This window comes from Pseudomonas mosselii (genome assembly GCF_019823065.1).
Lineage (GTDB): Bacteria > Pseudomonadota > Gammaproteobacteria > Pseudomonadales > Pseudomonadaceae > Aquipseudomonas > Aquipseudomonas mosselii.
In genome coordinates, this window is sequence record NZ_CP081966.1 from 5,057,570 (window position 1) to 5,077,629 (window position 20,060).

Genomic DNA, 20,060 nt, shown 5'->3' on the forward strand with positions numbered 1-20,060 from the left:
GCTCGCCACTGGCCTGCGCAAAGCCCTTGCCATGGGCAAGGTCTGCACTGATCATGCGCAAAAAATGCCCGATGCAAGGATCCTCCGTGACCGACCACCGCCCCCCTCGCCCGTCACCTGCCGAGCCTGATGCCCGCGCCCGTGCCCGCGAGGAGGCGCTCGACTGGTTGATCCGCCTGCAATGCGCCAGCGAGGACGACACCCGCGCCTTCGAGCACTGGCTGGGGGCCGAGCCGGAAAACGCCGAGGCCTATGTCGAGGCCGAAGCGCTGTGGAACGGCGCCTCGCTGCGCCAGGCCGCCGGCCAGTTGCAGCATAGGCGCAAGCGCTCGCTCGCCGGGCGCCTGCGCAGCCACTGGAAACCGCTGGCCACCGCCGCCGTGCTGCTGGTCGGGCTGTTCACCTTCGGCAACCTGCCGGTGCGCCTGCAGGCCGACCACCTGACCGTGGTCGGCGAACGCCAGCGCCTGGAGCTGGACCCGGGCGCCAAGGTGCTGCTCAACACCAACTCGGCCTTCGCCAGCGACGAGCACGAGGGCCGCAAGGTCGCCCGCCTGCTGCAGGGCGAGGCGTACTTCCAGGTATCCAATACCAGCCAGCCGCCCCTGGAAGTCCAGGCCGGCCCGTTGCGCGCCAGCGTGCGCGACACCGACTTCGCCGTGCGCTACCTCGATGGCGAGGCCCAGGTGCGGGTACAGCGCGGTGATGTCGACCTGCAGGCCGCGAGCGACCAGCGCATCCGCCTGAGCGCCGGCGACAGCATCAGCGTCGGCCCCAAGGGCTTCGGCCAGCGCCAGCGTCCCGACATGAGTAAGGACCTGGCCTGGATCGAGGGCCGCCTGGTGTTCGAGAACTGCCCGCTGAGCCAGGTGCTCGCGGAAGTCCGCCGCTACTACCCTGGCTGGATCATCAACCGCAACGCCCACCTGGAGCAGGTCGCGGTCACCGGCAACTACCGCCTCGACCAGCCGCTGGAAACCCTGCGCGCCCTCGCCCATATCACCTCGGCGCAACTGCATGAGTACCCTGCCGTGGTGATTCTCAACTGACCCTGTAAGTTTTTTTACGCGATCACCCTGGCTCGCCCGTCTCGTTATAGCCAATACGATTGATTCTCGTTCAAAAACGAGAACAAGCACCGCCTATAACTCACGCGCGACAGGGAGCGCTTTCGATGCCCACAGGTCAGACCCGCCCGTCCACTTCTTCCCGCCGTCGCGGGCAATTATCCCTGCTGACCCTGGCCCTGCTCGCCAGCGGCGCTTGCAGCCTGCCGGCGCTGGCCGTGGAACCGGCCCAGGCCAGCAGCCCGCGCATGGGCGACTACCGTTTCGCCATCGCCCAGCAGCCGCTGGTCGAGGCCATCAACGCGTTCAGCAAGGTGACTGGCTGGCAGGTCGGCTTCAGCGCCGAGCTCGCCGACGGTGTGGCCTCGCCAGGCGTGCAGGGCTCGCTGGCCCCGGAAGCGGCGCTGCAGCGCCTGCTGCGCGGCACCGGCCTGGGCTATCGCAAGATCGGCAACGGCAACGTGGTGCTCGAACGCCAGTGGGCCGGCAACGCCATCGCCCTGCAACAGGTGACCGTCAGCGCCACCCGCAGCGCCCAGGATGTCAGCCAGGTGCCAAGCACCGTCAGCGTGCAGACCCGCGAGCAGCTGGATCGGCAGAACGTCAATGACATCAAGCAACTGGTGCGCTACGAGCCCGGCGTCTCGGTCGGCGGTGTTGGCCAGCGTAGCGGACTGAACGGCTACAACATCCGGGGCATCGACGGTGAACGTATCCTGACCCAGGTTGACGGTGTGTCGATCCCCGACAGCTTTTTCTACGGCCCCTATGCCCAGACACAACGCAACTACGTCGATCCGGAGATCGTCAAGCGGGTGGAGATCCTCCGCGGTCCTGCCTCGGTGCTGTACGGCAGCAATGCCATCGGCGGCGCGGTAAGTTACTTCACCCTCGACCCTGAGGACATCATCAAACCCGGTAACGATGTCGGCGCCCGCCTGAAGACCGGCTACAGCTCAGCCGACGAAAGCTGGTTGACCTCGGCCACTGTCGCCGGCCGCCAAGGCGACTTTGACGGCCTGCTGCATATCAGCCAGCGCAACGGCCACGAAACCGAATCATATGGCAAGCATGGCGGCACCGGTCTTGGCCGTAGCGAGGCCAACCCCGAGGACGTGCGCACCACTAACGTCCTGGCCAAGCTTGGCTGGGACTATGCCGACGATGCCCGGTTGGGATTCACCTACGAGCACTACAAGGATGACCGCGACCAGAACATCCTGAGCGCGGTGGGTGGTCCATTCATTCCTGGTCGCGGCGCCTCAAACATGTACCGCATGCGTCAGGGCAACGACACCGTCACCCGAGAACGCTTCGGCATCAACCACAAGTTCGGCCTCGACAGCCTGGTTGCCGATCACGCGAAATGGAGCTTGAACTACCAGATTGCCAAGACCGATCAACGCACAGACGAACTGTACTTCGCCAGTGGCCGCCAGGTGTTTCGCGATCGCCAGACTACTTACAAGGATCGCCAGTGGGTCTTCGATGGCCAGTTGGACAAAGCGTTCAGCATTGGCGCCACTGACCACCTGCTGACCTACGGCACAACGCTCAAGCACGAAAAGATCACCGGCGCGCGAAGCGGCACCGGCACCTGCCTGAACGTCGGAGGTAGCTGCACCGCCATCGGCCAGAACAGCCCCAGTGACGGCCAGGCGTTGGTGAGCGATTTCCCGGATCCAACCGTGAACACCTACAGCCTGTTCGCTCAGGATGAGATCCGCTGGAACAACTGGACCTTCCTGCCAGGCGTGCGATATGACTACACCCGCATGGAACCAGAGATGACTGCCGAGTTCCTGCGCGGTATCCAGGGCACTGGCGCCGCGCCGGGCAGTATCGATGACTCGGACAAGAAATGGCATCGGGTCTCGCCTAAATTTGGCGTGACTTACGCATTCAACGACAACTACACCTGGTACGGTCAGTACGCCGAGGGCTTCCGTACCCCGACCGCCAAGGCCATGTACGGCCGCTTTGACAACCCTACGCTCGGCTACAGCGTCGAGCCGAACCCAAACCTCGAACCAGAGAAGAGCAAGAGCTACGAAACGGGCCTGCGCGGCAGCTTCGAGGCCGGCAACTTCGACGTGGCGGTGTTCTACAACAAGTATCGCGACTTCATCAACGAGGACGCAGTACAGTCGGCAAACCTTGGCTCGACCTTCCAGGCCAACAACATCAAGCACGCCACTATCAAGGGCGCAGAGTTCAAGGGTCGCTTGAACCTCGACCACTTCGGTGCAGCACAGGGCCTGTACACCCAGGGCTCGCTGGCCTACGCCCATGGTCGCAATGACGATAACGGCCAGCCGCTGAACAGTGTCAACCCGCTGACCGCAGTCCTCGGGTTGGGTTACGAAACCTCCAACTATGGCGGCCTGCTTAGCTGGACCCTGGTCAAACGCAAGGACCGGGTCGACGATTCCACCTTCTTCGCCCCCGATGGTGCCAGCAAGCAGTTCCGCGCCCCTGGCTATGGCGTACTGGACCTGACCGGTTTCTACAAACTGACGGACGACATCACCGTAAACGCAGGGCTCTACAACCTGACCGACAAAAAGTATTGGCAGTGGGATGACGTCCGTGGCTACGACGCGCTTGGCGAAGCAGGCGTGACCCAACCAGCCAACCTTGATCGGCTGACCATGCCGGGGCGCAACTTCGCCATCAACTTGGTGTGGGATATCTGATCGGCTGAAAAGGGCGGCGCCCGCGATGCAGGTGCCGCCCGTTTCAAGTCATGAGAATGATTTCACTTCGCAGGTGAGGTTTTTTTACTGTCCCGCGTCTTCTGTTTCGTCTTGTCACTAGACGCCCCATTTTCCAAGGATGCCCCCATGACCGCCCCTTCCACCGAACGCGCTGCCCTGCGCTCCCAGCGCCTGAACCAGGTCACCCACGCCCCGCACACCGAGCTGGACGCCCTGGTGAAGTCGCACAAGCCGTTCGACAGCCGCGAAAGCTTCGCCCGCTTCGTGGTTGCCCAGTACCTGTTCCAGTCCGAGCTGCAGGCGCTGTACACCGACCCGCAACTGATCGCCATCGTGCCCGACCTCGCCGCGCGCTGCCGCGCCGAACAGGCCCGCCTGGACCTGGCCGACCTCGACACCGAAGTGCCCGCGCCCTTCGCCGGCGCCCTGGGCAAGCCGAGCCTGGGCGAGGCACTGGGCTGGATCTTCGTCTCCGAAGGCTCCAAACTGGGCGCCGCGTTCCTGATCAAGCGCGCCGTGGCCCTGGAGCTGTCCGAGACCTTCGGTGCCCGTCACCTGGGCGAACCGGCGGGCGGCCGTGCCGAGGGCTGGAAGCAGTTCACCCGCATCCTCGACAGCCTGGAACTGTCGCCCGAGGAAGACGCCGCCGCCGAGCGTGGTGCGGTCGCTGCCTTCGAGCGCTTCACCGAGCTGCTCAAGCATGCCTACGCCGCCGACGCCGCGCTGGCCTGACACGCTTTACCCGGCCGCCTGCGGGCGGCCACACCGTTGCAGTGAGACCATGACCCGAATCGCCCGCTCGAAACTGTCCCGCCTGCTCTACGCGATCCTGGCCTATGTCAGCCTGGGCATTGGCCTCGTGGCCATCGTCATCCCAGGGCTGCCCACCACCGAGTTCATCCTCCTCGCCGCCTGGGCCGCGACCCGCAGCTCGCCGCGCCTGTCCGCCTGGCTGGAGAACCACCGGCTGTTCGGTCCTATCCTCTACAACTGGCGCAACGGCAAGGTGATCCAGCGCCGCGCCAAGGTCAGCGCGACCATCAGCATGCTGCTGTGCGCCGGCTTGATGCTGACCGTTCTCGAACACCACTGGCCGGTGTTCCTCGCCATCGCCGGCATGACCCTGGGCAACCTGTGGATCTGGTCACGCCCGGAACGTCCGACGCCACCAGGCGCTGTCGAACTGCAAGGTTGATTCATTTGCGCTGCGGCGCCAAATGACAGCGACGTTGCGACGGCGCCTGCAAGTCAAAGGTTCAACAACCCCGAATACAGGGCATACGCCGCCAGCCCCGCCCCCGCCAGCACCGCCGCGAAGATCAGTTTCTCCCACGCGCTGAACAGCACCTGCCCCTGCTCGCGCTTGGCCCGGGCGAACAGGATCACCCCGGGCGCATACAGCAGCGCCGACAACAGCACGTACTTGAGCCCTCCGGCATACAGCAGCCAGATCGCATACAGCAGCGCGATCACCGCCACCAGCAGGTCCTTGCGCCGCAGCCCCGCCTGCCCCTGGTAGCCTTCACCGCGCCAGGCCAGCAGCACGGCATAGGCCGCCGACCAGAAGTACGGCACCAGAATCATCGACGACGCCAGGTAGATCAGGCTGGTGTAGGTCCCCGCCGAGAACAGAGTGATCAGCAGAAACCCCTGGATCATCACATTGGTCAGCCACAGCGCGTTGGCCGGTACCTGGTTGGCGTTCTCCCGCGCCAGGAAGCGCGGCATGGTCTTGTCCCGGGCGGTGGCGTAGAGGATCTCGGCGCACAGCAGCGCCCAGGAGAGCAGTGCACCGAGCAGCGACACCGCCAGGCCGATGCTGATCAACAACGCCCCCCAGGGCCCGACGATATGCTCAAGCACCGAGGCCAGCGAAGGGTTCTGCAGACCGGCCAGCTCCGGCTGGGTCATCACCCCCAGCGACAGCACGTTGACCAGCACCAGCAGCGCCAGCACGCCGAGAAAACCGACCACGGTGGCCTTGCCCACATCCGAGCGATGCAGCGCCCGCCCCGAGTAGACACTCGCCCCCTCGATGCCGATGAACACGAACACCGTCACCAGCATCATGTTGCGCACCTGCTCCAGCACGCTGCCGAACTGCGGATTGCTCAGCCCCCAGATGTCGCGGGTGAAGATGTCGGCGCGAAAGGCGAAGGCGGCGATGACGATGAACATCAGCAACGGCACGACCTTGGCCACGGTCGTCACCTGGTTGATGAAGGCGGCTTCCTTGATGCCGCGCAGCACCAGGAAATGCACCGCCCACAGCAACAGCGAGGCACTACCGATGGCCACTGGCGTGTTGCCTTCGCCAAACACCGGAAAATAGAAGCCAAGGGTACTGAACAGCAGCACGAAGTAGCCGACGTTGCCCAGCCAGGCACTGATCCAGTAACCCCAGGCCGAGGAGAACCCCATGTAGTCGCCGAACCCGGCCTTGGCGTAGGCATAGACCCCGGAATCCAGCTCCGGCTTGCGGTTGGCCAGGGTCTGGAAGACGAACGCCAGCGCCAGCATCCCCACCGCGGTGATGCCCCAGCCGATCAGCACCGCCCCGACATCGGCGCGGGCGGCCATGTTCTGCGGCAACGAGAATATCCCGCCGCCGATCATCGAGCCGACCACCAGCGCGATCAGCGCCCCCAAGCGCAGTTTCTGTCCCGGTTCGCTCATGGGGCTCCTCGTGCGCAGGCGCGCGTGAACAACGTATTGTCCGACATTATTGTTACAAGTTTTTTATCAAATAAAGCCATTAAACCTATAGCACTCATAACCATGCTGTCTATCCCGGCACCTTAATAAAAACCACATTAGTCGACTACTTGTCGGTTCGTCTAAACCCGTCGCTATTTGCTGTGAAAAATTTGCGAAAGCCGCAAAACGGACTAACTTCTCAGTTCGCAGGCGAAACGGAGCGTTTGCTCTGGAAGTACATGGAGGTGCCAGCACACAAGGCCTGCGTCAGAGCTGTCGGCATCCTCCAGGAGGCGCATGAGGGATTTTTCTGATCTTCATGCAGGCATGAACTGATCTAAGTCAGCGAATGATCCAGGCGTCAGATTTATTCTGAGGTCAACTTTCTCCTGGTACGGAGTCGTTAAATGTCTGATTCTCCCGGAAAACTAAAACTGGGTGCACTCGTTGCACTTGTCGTCGGCTCGATGATCGGTGGCGGGATCTTCTCGTTACCCCAGAACATGGCCGCCAGCGCTGGCGTCGGCGCCGTGCTGATCGGCTGGGCCATCACCGCGGTGGGCATGCTCACCCTTGCCTTCGTCTTCCAGACCCTGGCCAACCGCAAGCCTGATCTTGACGGCGGGGTATACGCCTACGCCAAGGCCGGTTTCGGTGACTACATGGGCTTTTCCTCGGCCTGGGGCTACTGGATCAGTGCCTGGCTGGGCAACGTCGGCTACTTCGTGCTGTTGTTCAGCACCCTGGGGTATTTCTTCCCGGTGTTCGGCGAAGGCAACACCCCGGCGGCGGTGATCGGTGCTTCGATCCTGCTATGGGCCGTGCACTTCCTGGTGCTGCGCGGCATCAAGGAAGCCGCCTTCATCAACTTGGTCACCACCGTGGCCAAGGTCGTGCCGCTGGCGCTGTTCGCGCTGATCTGCCTGTTCGCCTTCAAGCTCGATGTCTTCACTGCGGACATCTGGGCGGTCGGCACGCCGGAGCTGGGCAGCGTGATGAACCAGGTGCGCAACATGATGCTGGTCACCGTGTGGGTGTTCATCGGCATCGAGGGCGCGAGCATCTTCTCCTCCCGTGCCGAAAAACGCTCTGACGTCGGCAAGGCCACGGTCATCGGCTTCGTCACCGTGCTGCTGTTCCTGGTGCTGGTCAACGTGCTGTCGCTGGGCGTGATGACCCAGCCGGAGCTGGCCAAGCTGCAAAACCCATCGATGGCCGCGGTGCTGGAACACGTGGTCGGCCACTGGGGCGCGGTGCTGATCAGCGTCGGCCTGATCATCTCGCTGCTGGGCGCCCTGCTGTCGTGGGTGCTGCTGTGCGCCGAGATCATGTTCGCCGCCGCCAAGGACCACACCATGCCGGAGTTCCTGCGCCGCGAGAACGCCAACCATGTGCCGGCCAACGCCCTGTGGCTGACCAACGCCATGGTGCAGATCTTCCTGGTCATCACCCTGTTCTCCAACAGCACCTACCTGTCGCTGATCTACCTCGCCACCTCGATGATCCTGGTGCCCTACCTGTGGTCGGCAGCCTACGCGGTGCTGCTGGCGGTGCGCAGCGAGACCTACGAACAGGCCCTGGCCGAACGCAAGAAAGACCTGATCATCGGCGGCATCGCCCTGCTCTACGCGATCTGGCTGCTGTACGCCGGCGGCGTGAAATACCTGCTGCTCTCGGCCCTGCTCTACGCCCCTGGCGCGATCCTGTTCGCCAAGGCCAAGCGCGAAGTTGGCCAACCGATCTTCACCAGCGTGGAAAAACTGATCTTCGCCGCCGTGGTCGCGGGCGCCCTGGTGGCAGCTTACGGCCTGTACGACGGCTTCCTGACTCTCTGAACCCCACGTCTTCGCTTTACAGGAGGATTCACCATGTCCACTGAGAAACAGAAATACGGCGTCCATTCCGAAGCCGGCAAGCTGCGCAAAGTGATGGTCTGCAGCCCGGGCCTGGCGCACAAGCGCCTGACCCCGAGCAACTGCGACGAACTGCTGTTCGACGACGTGATCTGGGTCGACCAGGCCAAACGCGACCACTTCGACTTCGTCACCAAGATGCGCGAACGCGGCGTCGATGTGCTGGAGATGCACAACCTGCTGACCGACATCGTCCAGCAACCCGAAGCGTTGAAGTGGATTCTCGACCGCAAGATCACCTCCGACACCGTCGGCGTCGGCCTCACCAATGAAGTGCGCAGCTGGCTCGAAGGCCTCGATCCACGCCACCTGGCCGAATTCCTGATCGGCGGTGTGGCCGGTCAGGACCTGCCGGAAAGCGAAGGTGCCAGCGTGGTCAAGATGTACAACGACTACCTGGGCCACTCCAGCTTCATCCTGCCGCCACTGCCCAACACCCAGTTCACCCGCGACACCACCTGCTGGATCTACGGCGGCGTGACGCTCAACCCGATGTACTGGCCGGCGCGACGCCAGGAAACCCTGCTGACCACCGCCATCTACAAGTTCCACAAGGAATTCACCAACGCCGACTTCCAGGTCTGGTACGGCGACCCGGACAAGGACCATGGCAACGCCACCCTCGAAGGCGGCGACGTGATGCCGATCGGCAAGGGCGTCGTGCTCATCGGTATGGGTGAGCGCACCTCGCGCCAGGCCATCGGCCAGCTGGCACAGAACCTGTTCGCCAAGGGCGCGGTGGAGAAAGTCATCGTCGCAGGCCTGCCCAAGTCCCGCGCCGCGATGCACCTGGACACCGTGTTCAGCTTCTGCGACCGCGACCTGGTCACGGTCTTCCCGGAAGTGGTCAAGGAGATCGTGCCGTTCATCATCCGTCCGGACGAAAGCAAGCCTTATGGCATGGACGTGCGCCGCGAGAACAAGTCGTTCATCGAGGTGGTCGGCGAGCACCTGGGGGTCAAGCTGCGCGTGGTCGAGACCGGCGGCAACAGCTTCGCCGCCGAACGCGAACAGTGGGATGACGGCAACAACGTGGTGGCCGTGGAGCCCGGCGTGGTCATCGGCTACGACCGCAACACCTACACCAATACCCTGCTGCGCAAGGCCGGGATCGAGGTCATCACCATCAGCGCCGGCGAGCTGGGCCGGGGCCGCGGCGGCGGTCACTGCATGACCTGCCCGATCGTGCGCGACCCTATCGACTACTAAACGTCCATCGCACCCGGTCGCCTCCACGAGACAGCGGCCGGGCACCTCACCGAATCCAAGGAGAACCGTCATGGCGTTCAACATCCACAACCGCAACCTGCTGAGCCTCGAACACCACAGCACCCGCGAGCTGAAGTACCTGCTGGACCTGTCCCGCGATCTCAAGCGCGCCAAGTACACCGGCACCGAGCAGCAGCACCTGAAGGGCAACAACATCGCCCTGATCTTCGAGAAGACCTCGACCCGCACCCGCTGCGCTTTCGAAGTCGCCGCCTACGACCAGGGCGCCAACGTCACCTATATCGACCCAAACTCCTCGCAGATCGGCCACAAGGAGAGCATGAAGGACACCGCCCGCGTGCTTGGGCGCATGTATGACGCCATCGAGTACCGTGGCTTCAAGCAGGAGATCGTCGAGGAACTGGCCAAGTTCGCCGGCGTGCCGGTGTTCAACGGCCTGACCGACGAGTACCACCCGACGCAGATGATCGCCGACGTGCTGACCATGCGTGAGCACAGCGACAAGCCGCTGCACGACATCAGCTACGCCTACCTGGGTGACGCCCGTAACAACATGGGCAACTCGCTGCTGCTGATCGGCGCCAAGCTCGGCATGGACGTGCGCATCGCCGCGCCCAAGGCCCTGTGGCCCCATGATGACCTGGTCGAGCGCTGCCAGAAATACGCCGAGGAGAGCGGCGCGCGTATCACCCTGACCGAAGACCCGAAAGCCGCGGTCAAGGGCGTCGACTTCGTCCACACCGACGTCTGGGTATCGATGGGCGAGCCGGTCGAGGCCTGGGGTGAGCGCATCAAGCTGCTGCTGCCCTACCAGGTGAACAAGGAACTGATGAAGTCCACCGGCAACCCACGCACCAAGTTCATGCACTGCCTGCCAGCGTTCCACAACTCCGAGACCAAGGTCGGCAAGCAGATCGCCGAACAGTACCCGCACCTGGCCAACGGCATCGAAGTGACCGATGACGTGTTCGAGTCGCCGGCGTGCATCGCCTTCGAGCAGGCGGAGAACCGCATGCACACGATCAAGGCGATCCTGGTGTCGACGCTGGCTGATCTCTGACAGCGGCCTTGACTCTGTGGGAGCCGGCTTACCGGCTCCCACAGGTCCCGACCAGACTATTACATTTGCGCCAAAGGACATTTCCCATGCGTATCGTTGTTGCATTGGGCGGCAACGCCCTGCTGCGCCGCGGCGAGCCGATGACCGCCGACAACCAGCGCGCCAATATCCGCACTGCCACCGAACAGATCGCCAAGATCCACCCCGGCAACGAACTGGTCATCGCCCACGGCAACGGTCCGCAGGTCGGCCTGCTGGCCCTGCAGGGGCTGTCGTACAAGGCAGATGAGGCCTATCCACTGGACGTGCTCGGCGCCGAGACCGAGGGCATGATCGGCTACATGATCGAACAGGAGCTGGGCAACCTGCTGGACTTCGAGGTGCCGTTCGCCACGCTGCTGACGCAGGTCGAAGTGGACGCCAACGACCCGGCGTTCAAGGACCCGACCAAGTTCATCGGCCCGGTCTACGCCAAGGACGAGGCCGAGCGCCTGGCCAAGGAAAAAGGCTGGGTGGTCAAGCCGGACGGCGACAAGTACCGCCGCGTGGTGGCCAGCCCAAAACCCAAACGCATCTTCGAGATCCGCCCGATCAAGTGGCTGCTGGAAAAAAGCAGCATCGTGATCTGCGCCGGCGGCGGTGGTATCCCCACCCTGTACGACGAAAACCGCAAGCTCAAGGGTATCGAGGCGGTGATCGACAAGGACTTGTGCTCTGCCCTGCTGGCCGAGCAACTGGAAGCGGACCTGCTGATCATCGCCACCGACGTCGATGCGGCGTACATCGATTTCGGCAAGCCGACGCAGAAGGCCATCGCCCAGGCCCACCCGGACGAACTCGAGAAGCTGGGCTTCGCTGCCGGCTCCATGGGACCGAAGGTCCAGGCCGCCTGCGATTTCGCCCGTCACACCGGTAAGGTGGCGGTGATCAGCTCGCTGGAGAACATCGAGGACATCGTCAAGGGCACCGCCGGCACGCGGGTTTCCACCGCCAAGCCCGGTATCAGCTACCGTTGAATGCAGTTGGCGGGCGCCGGGCGCCCGCCGTTTTCAACCTTCCGGAGGAGTCTGCCATGGCCCAGTACGCGCCCGGTCATGTACACATTGAGCGCACCGCGCTGAACACCAACGACCACAGCTACGACCTCAATATCGAATACGAGGCGGCGACCGACCCCAAGGAAGGCAGAGGTATCCAGTTCCGCATGCACGGCCACATTGAGGGCAAGACCGTCGATGAGAAATTCTTCCTGGCCAAGGACCAGGTACTGCCGAGTTTTCTGATGCAGTTGAGCCGCAAGGCCCAGTCGTACCTGCCGCCACCGAAGAAGTTCGAGAACCTCGGCTCGCCGCACAAGCTGTATGACTACATGTTCGAAGACATTCGCACCACGCTGGATGTGAAGTCGGGCGACCCGATCAGGCCCGACCATCTGGAGTAATCCCAATCGCGGGGCAAGCCCGCTCCCACAAACCACGGGGCAGCGGGCTTGCCCCGCGATTGGGTTTCCACCATGGCCGAGGCATACTGACGCCCATCCCGGCCAAAGCCTCGCTCATCATGCGCATCCACGTCAGCTTCATCGACCGCGTCGGCATCACCCAGGAAGTCCTGGCCCTGCTCGGCGCCCGCAACCTGAACCTCGATGCCGTGGAGATGGTCCCGCCAAACGTCTACATCGACGCCCCGACCCTGAGCCCCGCCGTGCTTGAAGAGCTGCACGACGCCCTGCTCGAGGTGCACGGCGTGCAGTCGGTGGAAGTGGTCGACATCCTCCCCGGCCAGCGCCGCCACCTGCAGCTCGACGCCCTGCTCGCCGCCATGAGCGACCCGGTGCTGGCGGTGGACAGCGCGGGCAAGGTGCTGCTGGCCAACCCGGCGCTGATCGCCCTGTGCGGACGTGAGTCCGCCGGGCGTTCGGTGGGCGAACTGTTCGGTGATCCGGACCTGCTCCAGGCCCTGCTGGACAACAATTTCCACCTGCCCATGCGCGAAATGCAGTTGAACGGCCAGAGCCTACTGCTCGATGCCACGCCGATCACCCACGCCGGCGGCCTGCTGACCCTTTACCCGCCCAACCGCATGGGCGAGCGCCTGTCGGCGCTGCACCACGATCACGCCGAGGGTTTCGACGCCATGCTCGGCGACTCACCGGCAATCCGCACCCTCAAGGCCCGCGCCTTGCGCGTGGCCACCCTCGATGCGCCACTGCTGGTGCACGGCGAGACCGGCACCGGCAAGGAACTGGTGGCCCGTGCCTGCCACGCCATCAGCAGCCGCCATGCCGCGCCGTTCCTGGCCCTCAACTGCGCGGCGCTGCCCGAGAGCCTGGCCGAGAGTGAACTGTTCGGCTATGCCCCCGGCGCCTTCACCGGCGCGCAACGTGGCGGCAAGCCCGGGCTGATGGAGCTGGCCAACCAGGGCACGGTGTTCCTCGACGAGATCGGCGAGATGTCGCCCTACCTGCAGGCCAAGCTCCTGCGTTTTCTCAGCGACGGCAGCTTCCGCCGGGTCGGTGGTGACCGCGAGGTGAAAGTGGATGTGCGCATCATCAGCGCCACTCACCGCGACCTGGAACGCATGGTCGCCGAGGGCACCTTCCGCGAAGACCTGTTCTACCGCCTCAATGTCCTCAACCTGCAGGTGCCACCGCTGCGCGAGCGCGGCCAGGACATCCTGTCGCTGGCGCATTTCTTCATGCAGCAGGCCTGCACCCAGATCCAGCGCCCGGCCTGCCGCCTGGCCCCGGCCACGCACCCCGCACTGCTGGCCAACCCCTGGCCGGGCAACGTGCGCCAGCTGCAAAACGTGATCTTCCGTGCTGCGGCCATCTGCGAAAGCAACCTGGTAGACATCGGCGACCTCGACATCGCCGGCACCTCGGTGGCCCGTGGGCAGGATGGCGAGGTAGCAAGCCTGGAACAGGCGGTGGGGGATTTCGAGCGCGAACTGTTGCAGCGGCTGTATGCCAGCTACCCCTCGACCCGGCAGCTGGCGGGACGCTTGCAGACTTCGCACACGGCCATCGCCCAGCGCTTGCGCAAATATGGAATCCCAACCAGAGGTTGAAGCAGGCGTATCAATTGTATCGATTTCATTACGCCGTATCGATATCGGTACACATCCATTTGCATGCGTCTTTGCAAGGGTTTGATCCCGCAACGCTTTTGATTCCCGGCCTACCTGTATCGATTTCGTTCCATAAAAATGACAAAAATCCTACTATACTTAGACAAGTAATTGATTATTAAGGATTTTTAGTAGCTGGCCGCATTATTGCTAAGGGAATTCCAACCTTAAGAGCGCGGAGCCTACCGCGCCCAACGCCCCCTGCTTCCCGAGGAATTCCCATGAGCGAGTTGCGTTTCACCGAAGATCACGAATGGCTGCGCGTCGAAACTGACGGCAGCGTCACCGTGGGCATCACCGCCTACGCCCAGAACGCCCTTGGCGACGTGGTCTATGTGCAACTGCCGGAGCTGCAGCAGTACGACAAGGGCGCCGAAGCCTCCACCGTGGAATCGGTCAAAGCCGCCAGCGGCGTGTACATGCCGCTCACCGGTGAAGTGGTCGCTGTCAATGAAGGCCTGAACGACAGCCCCGAGCTGGTCAACGAAGACCCGCTGGGCGAAGGCTGGTTCTTCCGCTTCATCCCTGCCGACATGAGCGAAGTGAACGCCCTGCTCGACCAGGACGCCTACGACCGCCTGCTCAAAGCCAACGACGACGCCTGAGGTACCGCATCATGACCATCAACCTCGGCACCGCCAACGAGTTCATCGCCCGTCACATCGGCCCGCGCGCCGCTGACGAGCAGGCCATGCTCACCACCCTGGGCTTCGACTCGCTGGAAGCGATGACCGCCGCCGTCATCCCCGACAGCATCAAGGGCACCAGCGTGCTCGGCAGCGACGACGGCCAGAGCGAGGCCGACGCCCTCGCCGCGCTGAAGGCGATTGCCAGCAAGAACCAGCTGTTCAAGAGCTACATCGGCCAGGGCTACTACAACACCCACACCCCGGCACCGATCCTGCGCAACCTCCTGGAAAACCCGGCCTGGTACACCGCCTACACCCCGTACCAACCCGAGATCTCCCAGGGCCGCCTGGAAGCGCTGCTGAACTTCCAGACCCTGATCAGCGACCTCACCGGCCTGCCGATCGCCAACGCCTCGCTGCTCGACGAAGCCACCGCCGCCGCCGAGGCCATGACCTTCTGCAAGCGCCTGTCGAAGAACAAGGCCAGCCACGCCTTCTTCGCCTCCGTGCATTGCCACCCGCAGACCCTCGACGTGCTGCGCACCCGCGCCGAGCCGCTGGGCATCGAGGTGGTGGTGGGCGACGAGCGTGAACTGGGCGACGTCAGCGCCTTCTTCGGCGCCCTGCTGCAGTACCCGGCCAGCAACGGTGACGTGTTCGACTACCGCGAAGTGGTGCAGCGCTTCCACGCCGCCGGCGCCCTGGTGGCCGTGGCCGCCGACCTGCTGGCCCTGACCCTGCTCACCCCGCCGGGCGAATTCGACGCCGACGTGGCCATCGGCAGCGCCCAGCGCTTCGGTGTGCCACTGGGCTTCGGTGGCCCGCACGCGGCCTACTTCGCCACCCGCGATGCGTTCAAGCGCGACATGCCGGGCCGCCTGGTCGGCGTATCGATCGACCGCTTCGGCAAGAGCGCCCTGCGCCTGGCCATGCAGACCCGCGAGCAGCACATCCGCCGCGAGAAGGCCACCAGCAACATCTGCACCGCCCAGGTGCTGCTCGCCAACATCGCCAGCATGTACGCCGTGTACCACGGCCCAGCCGGCCTCAAGCGGATCGCCGAACGCACCCACGCGCTGACCGCGATCCTCGCTACCGGCCTGACCAAGCTGGGCATCAAGGTCGTCACCGGCGATTTCTTCGACACCCTGACCCTGGCCACGGGAGAGAGCACCAGCGCACTGCACGACAAGGCACGCGCCCAAGGCATCAACCTTCGCCAGGTCGACGCCGCCCAGCTGGGCCTGTCGCTGGACGAAACCAGCACCCAGGCCGATGTCGAGGCCCTGTGGCAGCTGTTCGCCGACGGCCAGGCCATCCCTGACTTCACCGCCCTGGCCAACACCATCGCCGTGCGCCTGCCGGCCGGCCTGCTGCGCCAGTCGGCAATCCTCGAGCACCCGGTGTTCAACCGCTATCACAGCGAAACCGAGCTGATGCGCTACCTGCGCCGTCTGGCCGACAAGGACCTGGCGCTGGACCGCAGCATGATCCCGCTGGGTTCGTGCACCATGAAGCTCAACGCCGCCAGCGAGATGATCCCGGTGACCTGGGCCGAGTTCGGCAACCTGCACCCGTTCGCCCCGGCCGAGCAGAGCCAGGGTTACCTGCAGATGACTACCGAGCTGGAAGCCATGCTCTGCGCCGCCACCGGCTATGACGCCGTGTCGCTGCAGCCCAACGCCGGTTCCCAAGGCGAGTACGCCGGCCTGCTGGCGATCCGCGCCTACCACCGCAGCCGCGGCGACAGCCACCGCGACATCTGCCTGATCCCGTCCTCGGCCCACGGGACCAACCCCGCCACCGCGCACATGGCCGGCATGCGCGTGGTGGTCACCGCCTGCGACGCCCGTGGCAACGTCGACATCGACGACCTGCGCGCCAAGGCCATCGAGCACCGTGAGCGCCTGGCGGCGATCATGATCACCTACCCGTCGACCCACGGCGTGTTCGAGGAAGCCATCGGCGAGATCTGCGCGATCATCCATGACAACGGCGGCCAGGTGTACATCGACGGCGCCAACATGAACGCCATGGTCGGCCTGTGCGCCCCGGGCAAGTTCGGCGGCGACGTCTCGCACCTGAACCTGCACAAGACCTTCTGCATCCCCCACGGCGGTGGCGGCCCGGGTGTCGGCCCGATCGGCGTCAAGTCGCACCTGGCGCCGTTCCTGCCCGGTCACGCCGCCCTGGAAAACACCCAGGGCGCGGTCTGTGCCGCACCGTTCGGCAGCGCCAGCATCCTGCCTATCACCTGGATGTACATTCGCATGATGGGTGGCGCCGGTCTCAAGCGCGCCTCGCAGATGGCGATCCTCAACGCCAACTACATCGCCCGCCGCCTGGAAGAGCACTATCCTGTGCTGTACACCGGTGGCAACGGCTTGGTGGCGCATGAGTGCATCCTCGACCTGCGTCCGCTCAAGGACACCAGCGGCATCAGCGTCGACGACGTGGCCAAGCGCCTGATCGACTTCGGCTTCCACGCCCCGACCATGTCCTTCCCGGTGGCCGGCACGCTGATGATCGAACCGACCGAAAGCGAGTCCAAAGAGGAACTGGACCGCTTCTGCAACGCGATGATCCAGATCCGCGAGGAGATTCGTGCCGTCGAGAACGGCAGCCTGGACAAGGACGACAACCCGCTGAAGAACGCCCCGCACACCGCGGCGGAGCTGGCCGGCGAATGGACCCACGGCTATAGCCGCGAGCAGGCGGTGTACCCGCTGCCGAGCCTGGTGGAAGGCAAGTACTGGCCACCGGTGGGCCGCGTCGACAACGTGTTCGGCGACCGCAACCTGGTCTGCGCCTGCCCGTCGATCGAGAGCTATCAGGACGTCTGATAGCTCTTCCATGTAGGAGTGAGCCTGTGGGAGCAGGCTTTGTGGGAGCGGGCTTGCCCCGCGATTTGCGGTATCGGCCCTATCGCGGGGCAAGCCCGCTCCCACGCAGTCCACTCCCGCGCATGCCGACTCACCCAGGAGGTTGCACCATGTCCCTGAGCGTCTTCGACCTGTTCAAGATCGGCATCGGCCCCTCCAGCTCGCACACGGTCGGGCCGATGCGTGCCGCCGCGCGCTTTGCCGAAGGCCTGCGCCGTGATGGCCTGCTGGCCGGTACGGCCACGGTCAAGGCCGAGCTGTACGGCTCGCTCGGCGCCACCGGCAAGGGCCACGGCAGCGACAAGGCCGTGCTGCTGGGCCTGGAAGGCGAACACCCCGATACCGTCGACACCGAGTCCATCCCAGCCCGCTTGCAGGCGATCCGCGACAGCGGCCACCTGCGCCTGCTCGGCGAGCACGAAATCGTCTTCGTCGAGAAGCAGCACCTGGCGATGATCCGCAAGCCGCTGGACTACCACCCCAACGGCATGATCTTCCGTGCCTTCGACCAGGCCGGGCTGCAGATCCGCAGCCGCGAGTACTACTCGGTGGGGGGCGGCTTCGTGGTCGACGAGGACGCGGCGGGCCATGACCGCATCGTCGAGGACAGCACCGTGCTGCCCTACCCGTTCAAGACCGGCAAGGAACTGCTCGGCCATTGCACCGCGCAGCACCTGTCGTTCAGCCAGGTGATGCTGGCCAACGAAGCCGCCTGGCGCCCGGAAGCCGAGACCCGTGCCGGCCTGCTGCGCATCTGGCAGGTGATGCAGGACTGCGTCGAGGCCGGCTGCCGCCACGAGGGCATCCTGCCCGGCGGGCTCAAGGTCAAGCGCCGGGCGCCGGCACTGTATCGCCAGCTCAGCCGCCATCCGGAGGCGAACCTGCGTGATGCGCTGTCGGTGCTCGACTGGGTCAACCTTTATGCCCTGGCGGTGAACGAGGAAAACGCCTACGGCGGCCGCGTGGTCACCGCACCGACCAACGGCGCGGCCGGCATCGTCCCGGCGGTGCTGCACTACTACATGCGCTTCGTCCCCGGTGCCAATGAGGACGGCGTGGTGCGCTTCCTGCTCACCGCGGCGGCGATTGGCATCCTCTACAAGGAAAACGCCTCGATCTCCGGCGCCGAGGTCGGCTGCCAGGGCGAGGTCGGCGTGGCCTGCTCGATGGCCGCCGGCGCCCTGTGCGAAGTGATGGGGGGTACCCCGCAACAGGTGGAAAACGCCGCCGAGATCGGCATGGAACACAACCTGGGCCTTACCTGCGACCCCATCGGCGGGCTGGTGCAGGTGCCCTGTATCGAGCGCAACGCTATGGGCTCGGTGAAGGCGATCAACGCGGTGCGCATGGCCCTGCGCGGCGACGGGCAGCATTACGTCTCACTCGACAAGGTCATCCGCACGATGCGCCAGACCGGCGCCGACATGAAAAGCAAATACAAGGAGACCGCCCGCGGCGGTCTGGCCGTCAACATCATCGAATGTTGACCCGAACAAAAACGAGGAGTCACCGATGTCCGAAACACTGCACAAGACCCCACTGCACGCCCTGCACCTGGAGCTGGGAGCACGCATGGTACCCTTCGCCGGCTACGACATGCCGGTACAGTACCCGCTGGGCGTGCTCAAGGAGCACCTGCATACCCGCGAGCAGGCCGGCCTGTTCGACGTCTCGCACATGGGTCAGATCATCCTGCGCGGCAGCGACGCCGCCCGTGCCCTGGAAACCCTGGTGCCGGTGGACATCGTCGACCTGCCGGTGGGCATGCAGCGCTATGCCATGTTCACCAATGCCGAGGGCGGCATCCTCGACGACCTGATGGTCGCCAACCTGGGTGACGACACCCTGTTCCTGGTGGTCAACGCCGCCTGCAAGGACCAGGACCTGGCGCACCTGCGCAAACATATCGGTGATCGCTGCGAGATTCAGCCACTGTTCGAGCAGCGCGCCCTGCTCGCCCTGCAAGGCCCGGCGGCGGTCAAGGTGCTGGAGCGCCTGGCTCCGGAAGTGACCGGCATGACCTTCATGCAGTTCCGCCCGGTCAGCCTGCTCGGCAACGACTGCTTCGTCAGCCGCTCGGGCTACACCGGCGAGGACGGCTACGAGATCTCGGTGCCGGCCGCCGCCGCCGAAGCCCTGGCCCGCCGCTTGCTGGCCGAGCCCGAGGTCCAGCCGATCGGCTTGGGCGCGCGCGACTCGCTGCGCCTGGAAGCCGGCCTGTGCCTGTACGGCCACGACATGGACACCACCACCACCCCGATCGAGGCCAGCCTGCTGTGGGCCATCTCCAAGGTGCGCCGCGCCGATGGCACCCGCGCGGGCGGCTTCCCTGGCGCCGACACCGTGTTCGCCCAGCAACAGGCTGGCGTCGCGCGCAAGCGGGTCGGCCTGCTGCCCCAGGAACGCACGCCTGTGCGTGAGGGCGCGCAGATCGTCGACCAGGCTGGCAAGGTGGTCGGCGAAGTGTGCAGCGGCGGCTTCGGTCCGACGCTCGGCGCGCCCGTGGCCATGGGCTATGTCGATAGCGAACATGCGGCCCTCGACACGGCGTTGTTTGCCGTCGTCCGTGGCAAGCAAGTTGCCCTGAAGGTCAGCAAAATGCCTTTTGTGGCACAACGTTACTACCGTGGCTGAATGAGTGGATTGGACGGGTTCGACATATTCGTTTTCGAACCTGTCCAATAACTTCTGAACATAGCGCCAGCCCAGGCGCCACGCCGTTTCCGACAAATCGTT

The 20,060-nt window shown here is 64.6% G+C and carries 15 protein-coding genes; 14 read left to right on the forward strand and 1 reads right to left on the reverse strand.

From position 1 onward, the window contains the following. Positions 1 to 86: 86 nt before the first annotated feature. The 4 genes from K5H97_RS23520 (at position 87) to K5H97_RS23535 (ending at position 4,979) form a co-directional block, all read left to right on the forward strand. The gene (locus tag K5H97_RS23520; protein ID WP_028691977.1) at positions 87 to 1,049 is read left to right on the forward strand and encodes a FecR family protein; all 963 of its coding nucleotides are present in this window, start codon (positions 87 to 89) and stop codon (positions 1,047 to 1,049) included. A 125-nt stretch (positions 1,050 to 1,174) separates the two neighbouring features. Then, complete coding sequence (locus K5H97_RS23525; protein ID WP_028691978.1) at positions 1,175 to 3,763, forward strand: TonB-dependent receptor; 2,589 nt, start codon at positions 1,175 to 1,177, stop codon at positions 3,761 to 3,763. Between the two features lie 147 nt (positions 3,764 to 3,910). Further along, a complete protein-coding gene (locus K5H97_RS23530; RefSeq protein ID WP_028691979.1) occupies positions 3,911 to 4,516 on the forward strand; it encodes a biliverdin-producing heme oxygenase in 606 nt (201 codons plus the stop codon). A gap of 49 nt (positions 4,517 to 4,565) precedes the next feature. Then, a complete protein-coding gene (locus K5H97_RS23535; protein WP_028691980.1) occupies positions 4,566 to 4,979 on the forward strand; it encodes a YbaN family protein in 414 nt (137 codons plus the stop codon). Positions 4,980 to 5,032: 53 nt separating this feature from the next. On the opposite strand, the gene arcD (K5H97_RS23540) is transcribed toward K5H97_RS23535, so the two are convergent. Further along, positions 5,033 to 6,460 carry an arginine-ornithine antiporter gene (gene arcD / locus K5H97_RS23540; RefSeq protein WP_028691981.1) on the reverse strand — a complete coding sequence of 476 codons (1,428 nt, stop codon included), beginning with the start codon at positions 6,458 to 6,460 and terminating at the stop codon, positions 5,033 to 5,035. Between the two features lie 428 nt (positions 6,461 to 6,888). Here arcD (K5H97_RS23540) and arcD (K5H97_RS23545) point away from each other — a divergent pair, with 428 nt between their 5' ends. The 10 genes from arcD (K5H97_RS23545) to gcvT all read left to right on the forward strand — a co-directional run bounded on the left by arcD (K5H97_RS23545) (position 6,889) and on the right by gcvT (position 19,958). Continuing rightward, positions 6,889 to 8,316, forward strand: a complete 1,428-nt coding sequence (gene arcD / locus K5H97_RS23545) for an arginine-ornithine antiporter (RefSeq protein WP_028691982.1) — start codon at positions 6,889 to 6,891, stop codon at positions 8,314 to 8,316. A 33-nt stretch (positions 8,317 to 8,349) separates the two neighbouring features. Beyond that, on the forward strand, positions 8,350 to 9,603 hold the full coding sequence (gene arcA / locus K5H97_RS23550) for an arginine deiminase (RefSeq protein ID WP_028691983.1): 1,254 nt from the start codon (positions 8,350 to 8,352) through the stop codon (positions 9,601 to 9,603). 70 nt (positions 9,604 to 9,673) lie between these two features. Next, positions 9,674 to 10,684 carry an ornithine carbamoyltransferase gene (locus K5H97_RS23555; protein WP_028691984.1) on the forward strand — a complete coding sequence of 337 codons (1,011 nt, stop codon included), beginning with the start codon at positions 9,674 to 9,676 and terminating at the stop codon, positions 10,682 to 10,684. A gap of 86 nt (positions 10,685 to 10,770) precedes the next feature. Continuing rightward, complete coding sequence (gene arcC / locus K5H97_RS23560; RefSeq protein ID WP_028691985.1) at positions 10,771 to 11,700, forward strand: carbamate kinase; 930 nt, start codon at positions 10,771 to 10,773, stop codon at positions 11,698 to 11,700. A gap of 56 nt (positions 11,701 to 11,756) precedes the next feature. Then, entirely contained in the window at positions 11,757 to 12,125 is a 369-nt protein-coding gene (locus tag K5H97_RS23565; RefSeq protein ID WP_028691986.1) for a DUF5064 family protein, read from the forward strand. A gap of 119 nt (positions 12,126 to 12,244) precedes the next feature. Further along, positions 12,245 to 13,753: a sigma-54-dependent transcriptional regulator gene (locus K5H97_RS23570; protein ID WP_028691987.1), complete on the forward strand. Its 1,509-nt coding sequence runs from the start codon at positions 12,245 to 12,247 to the stop codon at positions 13,751 to 13,753. A 281-nt stretch (positions 13,754 to 14,034) separates the two neighbouring features. Further along, positions 14,035 to 14,418, forward strand: a complete 384-nt coding sequence (gene gcvH, locus K5H97_RS23575; RefSeq protein WP_028691988.1) for a glycine cleavage system protein GcvH — start codon at positions 14,035 to 14,037, stop codon at positions 14,416 to 14,418. Between the two features lie 11 nt (positions 14,419 to 14,429). Then, positions 14,430 to 17,285: an aminomethyl-transferring glycine dehydrogenase gene (gcvP, locus tag K5H97_RS23580; RefSeq protein WP_028691989.1), complete on the forward strand. Its 2,856-nt coding sequence runs from the start codon at positions 14,430 to 14,432 to the stop codon at positions 17,283 to 17,285. A gap of 149 nt (positions 17,286 to 17,434) precedes the next feature. Continuing rightward, a complete protein-coding gene (locus K5H97_RS23585; RefSeq protein ID WP_028691990.1) occupies positions 17,435 to 18,811 on the forward strand; it encodes an L-serine ammonia-lyase in 1,377 nt (458 codons plus the stop codon). A 25-nt stretch (positions 18,812 to 18,836) separates the two neighbouring features. Then, positions 18,837 to 19,958 carry a glycine cleavage system aminomethyltransferase GcvT gene (gcvT, locus tag K5H97_RS23590; RefSeq protein WP_028691991.1) on the forward strand — a complete coding sequence of 374 codons (1,122 nt, stop codon included), beginning with the start codon at positions 18,837 to 18,839 and terminating at the stop codon, positions 19,956 to 19,958. The last annotated feature ends 102 nt before the right edge of the window (positions 19,959 to 20,060 follow it).